Annotated in this window: 6 protein-coding genes; 4 read left to right on the plus strand and 2 right to left on the minus strand. The window is 43.7% G+C overall.

Going from position 1 to position 7115, the window contains the following annotated elements:
* Positions 1-473: 473 nt before the first annotated feature.
* Positions 474-2948, minus strand: coding sequence for a response regulator (locus tag ACWVCM_RS03520; RefSeq protein ID WP_455200327.1), 2475 nt, complete (start codon positions 2946-2948; stop codon positions 474-476).
* A 323-nt stretch (positions 2949-3271) separates the two neighbouring features.
* Positions 3272-3433: a ZIP family metal transporter gene (locus tag ACWVCM_RS03525; RefSeq protein WP_455200331.1), complete on the minus strand. Its 162-nt coding sequence runs from the start codon at positions 3431-3433 to the stop codon at positions 3272-3274.
* Here ACWVCM_RS03525 and ACWVCM_RS03530 point away from each other — a divergent pair.
* From ACWVCM_RS03530 to ACWVCM_RS03545, 4 genes are all read left to right on the plus strand, one after another.
* Positions 3362-3613, plus strand: a complete 252-nt coding sequence (locus ACWVCM_RS03530; RefSeq protein ID WP_455200332.1) for a hypothetical protein — start codon at positions 3362-3364, stop codon at positions 3611-3613. The genes ACWVCM_RS03525 and ACWVCM_RS03530 overlap by 72 nt on opposite strands.
* Positions 3614-3895: 282 nt before the next feature.
* Positions 3896-5158: a TolC family protein gene (locus tag ACWVCM_RS03535; protein ID WP_455200328.1), complete on the plus strand. Its 1263-nt coding sequence runs from the start codon at positions 3896-3898 to the stop codon at positions 5156-5158.
* Complete coding sequence (locus ACWVCM_RS03540; RefSeq protein WP_455200329.1) at positions 5155-6258, plus strand: efflux RND transporter periplasmic adaptor subunit; 1104 nt, start codon at positions 5155-5157, stop codon at positions 6256-6258. The genes ACWVCM_RS03535 and ACWVCM_RS03540 overlap by 4 nt, the downstream gene beginning before the upstream one ends.
* Positions 6258-7115 (plus strand): efflux RND transporter permease subunit (locus ACWVCM_RS03545; RefSeq protein ID WP_455200330.1); only part of this gene is annotated, 858 nt, incomplete at its 3' end. The genes ACWVCM_RS03540 and ACWVCM_RS03545, both read left to right, overlap by 1 nt.

A 7115-nucleotide genomic window follows, 5' to 3' on the forward strand; every position in this document is an offset into this window, starting at 1 on the left:
CCTGGAAGGCGATCAGTACACTGAGTTTGGGGAAAAACAAAACGATCGAAAATTCGAATTGCGAGCAAGATATTATTTTTAAGCGTTTGACGATTGTCTGGAAATGACAATAATGATTAGTGGGTGCCTTTTGATCAAACAATCTCCTGAAAGGATTATCCGATTATTACTAACGAAACACTATAGTTTCAACAAGATGTTGCTTAAACAACAAGTTTCAGCAAGCCGGACTGACGACTTACTATACACTATAATTCTGCCATCCTGGTAGGACGTTCAGATCTCGTAAGACTTGGTGTGGACTGGTTTTATTTGTTTAACCAGAAAACCGCAGTGTATATCGATGGAATGGCAGGGTTGAATGTTGCGGCGCCCGATTATGGTATTCGCAGCGGTGTTATATTCTGGTTTTGAAACGCGAAACAGTGTGAGAGTGATTGAAAAATCGGCCTGAACAGGTTTCAGGTTTTACGTTATGCAGCCTGGTGTCGGGATTTTTTGGGTTCAAGTAAGGCGCGTATCTTGTTGAGCAACTGTTCCTGTTCTTCAATGTTCTCAATGACAACGCTGGATATGGATTCCTTTGCTAACCATTCTTTATCTTTATCGTTCAATTCAGTGCCGGCTAAGGCTACTAAGGGTATTGCAGCAGTTTGTTCGTTGGCCTTCAACTGTTTTATTAGGTCATAGATTTCAGCGTTGTCGTGTTTTAGTTCTATAATAATGAGAGAAGCGGGGTGTTGCTGGATAGTTTGTATGGCAAGCTCGCCAGTTTCCACCGTCGTGGCGCGGTAGCCTTGTTGTTCAAGCGCTGCTTGCAATTGCTGCTGTAAAAGTATTTTATCAGTAACAATCATTATCGGGCCGTGGTGTTTTTTACGAACCCATTTTTTTACTGCTGCGCCCAGGATATCCCAGTTTATCGGCTTAAACAGGTAATCGTCAGCCCCGAGAGAAAATCCGAGACCGCGCTCGTCGAGTTGAGTCAGCATTGCGACGGGGATGTGTTTGATTTCCGGATCGGATTTAAGCTGCTTTAATGTAGCCCAGCCGTCCATTCCAGGCATCATCACATCTAATGTTATTACACTAGGCTTGATTTGTTTTGCCAGTAACAATCCTTCTCTTCCATTTGGTGCGGTTACGATATTAAAACCTTCTTTGTGCAAGTAGCGTGTTACGAGATTGCATATGTTAGGATCGTCATCAATAACCAGTACTGTGCTTACGGTTTTACGTCGTTCGTCCCCAATTGCGGGCGTTTGCAGACAACGTTTTGTTGATTTAACGATAGTTTGTCCAGCGTACTCGTGTGTCGCAGACTTATCTGCAACATTTGTGTCGAGCCATACGGAAAATGTTGTGCCTTTGCCCGATTCGCTTGTGACACTTATTTCACCACCAAGCATAGTACAAAAACGCTGCGTTATTGCTAGTCCGAGTCCGGTGCCACCATATTTCCGTGTGGTAGAGCCATCTGCTTGCGAGAACGGCTGGAAAATGTGCTCAATTTGATCGTTAGTCATTCCAATGCCAGTGTCTTCTACATCAATCTGGACGAATACCTGCCCATCCATGTCCTGTTTTTTTAATTTAACGAAAATATCTCCGTTTTCAGTAAACTTGGATGCATTGCTAATCAGATTAAATACTATTTGCCGTATTTTTGTTATGTCTGAACGTACGTTGCCGAGCTCATCATCATATTGCACTGTTAACTGGTTGTGGTTCTTTTCAACGAGCGGTTGCACAGTGACAACCACTTCTTCAATGAGCGCATTTAGATCAAAGACTTCCAGATAAAGTTCCATTTGCCCAGCTTCGATTTTCGACAGGTCAAGTATTTCATTAATCAGTGATAGCAGATGTCTACCTGCATGTTTTATCTGACCGAGGTCTGGAGCAAGGTCCGTGAAGCCACCATCAATTGCATCTTCTTCCAGCATTTCGCTGTATCCAATGATGGCGTTTAGTGGTGTTCGTAATTCATGACTCATGTTGGCGAGAAATTCTGATTTAGTTCTATTTGCAATGTCAGCCTGTTCCTTGGCGATGACCAGGTTGTTTTCGCTTTTTTCCCTGCGCTTTTCTTCTTTTCTAATGACGATAACAGTAAAAAAACCAATGGTGGCAAAGACCAGTGATATGATCAACGACTGTATGATTATATTTTTATTATATTGTTTAAAAAGGTATGGCTTATGTAAGTCAGTGGCATGCCATACGGTTCCAGTTACCGGGGATTGAAAAAGAATTCGATCTTTTTCCTGTGCAGTAAGTTGGTAATTATTGCGATCCAGGTGATTTCTTGCCCCTGTAGATGTAACTTCAATCAATGATTTTAATTCCGGGTAAACCAACATGAGGTCATGCCCCAATGCCTGGGAGCTTTTTAACAGGCCTTTGAATATGTCAGCATCAAAACTTATTAACAGTATTCCATTGTTAGCACCTTCGCCTAAGGAGGCCATGATGTCGAAATGGTAAGCCTCTGGATTTGGATGGATTCGTGGATGGTAGAATTCTGTTTTTGCGAAATGTTTAATATCATCTTTACAATACTCACCGACGAAGCCATCGAAATCTTCAAAATAGGTGGCACCGCTTGAATTTGCCACGGTGAACGCAATGTAATTCGGAAAGTAGGTGGCAATTTGTTCTTCTAATTCATTATAGAGCTGCTCATCGTCTGGCTTTCTGACAAAGCGCTGGATTAAATTCAGTTTTTGTTGGCCAAACAATTCAACCAGGCGTTTTTTTTCCGCGACAAACTGGGATACTTCCACCGCCACACTGGCCGTCGCGTGTTTTGCGGTTGATTGATGATAGGCGTGAAAGTCATTAATACGTATGAGTGCAACCCATACGAGAAGCATCACTGCCGCGAACAACATGAGCGTGACGAACAGTACGTATTTTTTTGATGTGATAAACGCCTTTGATGTCATAGTGAATAGTTACTTAGAATTTTAAAATTGTTAGCAACATAACAGGGCGTATCGCGTAACTTGAAAAACTGAGAAATTTTGAATGCAGAAATTTAATAATCTTTGGATCATAAGAACTTATCGGATTATTCGATAAAATTCTTGAGTCAAATTGCTAGCTATATGATTTTGTGTAAATAGCAATAAAAGTATAATAATCAAAAAGATATGATGTATAATTCAAGTATTATAGAGGTGAGATTTATGGATTTTTCATTTTGGATCAGGCTTTGTTAAATCACAGTACAGGGTGTCTGGCAATACGCGATATTAGATTTGCAATTTCAGGATTCAGGCAAAAACTTGATTATTAGCATTAGCGAAATACCCAGAAAAAAAGCCAGGAAGTTTTGTATGTTTGTCGACAGGTTTTCGTGTTCCTTAATTTCAGGAATCAGGTCAGAGGCACCAATATAAATAAAATTGCCCGCCGCAAATGGAATCAGGAAAGAAACATCAATAGTGAAAGCGCAGGTGTTGCCATCGGTATGGCGCTTGTCGCATCGAAACGATTTCCGGAGTATCACCAGATATTATTGTCAGTCGCTATAGGTACGACTGCCTTTTTTGAAATCGTAGGACCCATATTGACTCGCCAGGCGTTAAACCGAGTGTATGCTGCTTAATATATTTGATTTTGCAGGGAATCTGATATACCCGGCCATGCATATGTATTGTAGTTAATTTGCATGGAAAAGGACTTTTAATGACAGAAATCAAGTAAAAAAAGTTTCAAATACATAAAGTTGCAAAAAGTAATACAAAAATAACTAACAAAAAATGGTGTTGGTTGCATAAAAATATTCTTTGGAATTTGGAGACTTTATTGGGCTGTGGACATTCTGGGAGAAAAAGCGACTGGTGCTATTCCATGCTTAAACGATGTGCACAAGATATTTAAGGACACAATGAATTTAATCTCAGAGACATACTTAACTAAAGTCTTGATATTTTCCGCGAGTATTACGTTGCTGGCTCAATCAAGTTTCCTGTTCGCACAACCCGTAAACGTGTCCGAAGAAAAGGGATTTAGACCCACGCTACGCGAAGCGATCGATGCAGCTTACCAACGGCACCAACAACAACTGATTCTTAAAGCAAACGCCAGGCAGGTATCGGCACAACAGGATCGCAGTCGCAGCCTGTTGCCTGGTCCACCGTCATTAGATATAAGTGTTAAGAGTGACCAGGTTGGTAGCGATGAGGGGTATCGTGAATATGAAGCCGGGATTGAACTACCATTATGGCGGATTGGACAACGCGGTACTGAGCAGCAACTGGCATCCATCAGTCAATCATTGTTACTACAATCAGAAGCATCATTACGATTAATCGTAGCGGGGAAAGTGCGGGAATTAATGTGGAATGCCTCGCTTTTAAAAAATGACGAGATTCTCGCAGAAAAAGAAAAACAGACGGCTGAGACCCTGGAACAAAATGTATCGAGGCGTGTTGAATTAGGCGAATTAGCCAGGACCGATTTATTGTTGGCACAAACACATACGCTACATAAAAAATCTGCACTCGTTCAGGCAGTAGCTGACTTGCGAACTGCATTAAATGACTACCACCTGATAACCGGGTACACTCAATTGCCACGGCAGCGATTCGAACAACGCTCAGAAGCAGAGAGCTTGCCGTTAGAGCATCCCCTGTTAAGAGAATTAGATCTGCTAATTCAACAGGCCAGGGCAGAATATGAAACCACATTAAAAACGGTCGGTGATAACACGAATCTATTCCTGGGTGCGCGACGAGAACGTGGTGATGCGAATACAGAATATAATAATGCAATCGCACTGGGCTTGAGCGTTCCATTCGGCAGGCATACTTATTCCAAACCTCAGATCGTGTCACAGGACAAAGTAGTCGCAGAATTACAGACGCAACGTCAGTCTTTGATGCAACAACTTAACAGTAAATTTTTTGCTGCCCGGCAGGAACTCGCGGCTCTCGATGAACGTCTCGAACTTGAGGAAAGACTTAACAGCATAGCCCAGGAAAATTTACGTCTGGCGAATATTGCTTTTTCTGCGGGTGAAACTGATTTAGTGCGCTTATTGCAAATCCAGAGCGCTGCTTTTACTGCGGAGCGCAATGAAAAGCAACTGAAAATAATGCGCCAGCGAGCCATATCCCGTTTTAATCAGGCGGCCGGAGTGATGCCATGAATAAACTTCATTGGTTAATAGTTATTTGCCAGGTAATTGCCTCTGTGGCATATGCTTCACATGAAATCATAGTTTCTCAACAACAAATACGGCAATTGGGGATTACATTAGCACCCGTCGAGGCTGCCAGTAGCTTAACAACAGACCGCTTACCCGGACAGGTCGTTATTCCGCCGCAACAGGAACGGGTGGTTAGCGCTCCTTATGCTGGGTTAATTGTCAGCATGCAATCAGCACTTAGCGATGATGTGAATAAAGGGCAGGTATTGGCGGAACTGGAAAGCCCGGGCCTGGTGAGTTTGCAGCGGGAGTTTTTGCAGGCCCTAACTGATGCGAACCTGGTTAAAACCAACTTTATACGCGATGAAACGTTGTTTAAGGAAGGGATTATTGCAGAACGACGCTACCTGGAAACGAAAGGTCAATATGAACAGACATTGGCAACCGTTAATGAAAAAAAACAAACACTAAAATTGGCGGGCATGAGCCAGTCCGACATCCAGACATTGGAAAAAACCCGTTCATTATCCAGCAACTTAAAAGTCACAGCCCCCATCAGTGGAGTTGTATTAGAAGCCATCGCTAAAACCGGTCAACGTGTCGACACCGCCCAGCCACTGTACAGAATAGCTAAACTCGAACCGCTGTGGCTGGAGATAAAAGTACCGGTTGACCGTATGCAGGGTATTGCAGTAGGGACAGCTGTTGAGACGCCCTGTCCTGGTGTCAGCGCCAACGTCACATTGATTGGTAAAAATGTAAATCCTGAAAGCCAGACATTACTGGTGCGTGCAGAAGTCAGTGGTGACGATCGCGGTGTTTGTTTGCATCCAGGACAATTTGTTCAACTGAGATTAAAACTGGCGACAACACAGGCCAGGTTTCGCGTTCCCTCTACTGCTATAGTGCGAAGTAGCAATCAATATTTTGTATTCGTGCATATTCCGGCCGGCTTTGAACCCAGGCAAGTAGAGGTTGTTGGTAAACAGGCTAACTACACTGTTATTAGTGGCGGCGCGCTCAGTACTAGCGAACGGGTGGCTATCAGCGGATTAGCAGCGATTAAAGCTGCGTGGATGGGCATCGGAGGCGGTGAATAATGCTGGAGCGTTTGATTCAGTTTGCCCTGACTCAGCGTATCTTCTTTTTGTTGCTCGTTGCGGTATTAGTGGGAGGAGGGCTCATAGCGTTCCGGGACTTACCCATTGATGCATTTCCCGATATATCATCCCCTCAGGTAAAAATTATCATCAAAGCACCCGGAATGACTCCCGAAGAAGTTGAAGCGCGCATTACCGCTCCCATTGAAGTGGAAATGCTGGGTATTCCCAACCAGGTGATGTTGCGATCGCTGGCCAAATACGGGTTAAGTGATATTACAGTCGATTTCGGCGACGGCACTGATGTGTACTGGGCTCGACAGCAAGTCGCAGAACGCTTGAATGCTATTTGGGACGATTTACCTTCGGACATCAGTGGCGGAATTGCGCCACTGACTTCTCCTTTGGGAGAAATGTATATGTTTACTATTGAAGGTGGCGATTTAAGTTTAATAGAACGCCGCTCTTTGCTGGACTGGGTTATTCGGCCGGCATTACGTACAGTCGATGGTGTCGCAGATGTCAATGCGCTTGGGGGGCTGGTACGAAGTTTTGAAGTAATCCCTGATAATCAGCGAATGAATGCGCGAGGAGTAAGTATATCCAGTTTGCAGCAATCTCTGGCATCTAACAATCGCAATGATGGAGCGGGGCGTCTGATTGAAAGTGAAGAGACTTTACTGGTTAGAGTGGAGGGTAGTATTCGCAGCGTGGAAGATGTGCGTAACACTGTCATCAGGTCCAGAGATAACACGCCAGTGCGTGTTGGGGATGTAGCCGATGTTCGCATTGGTGCTAAAACCCGATACGGTGCGGTTACCCGCGATGGGAGTGGTGAAGCTGTGCAAGGTCTAATC

The sequence above is a fragment of the Kaarinaea lacus genome, from assembly GCF_975902315.1.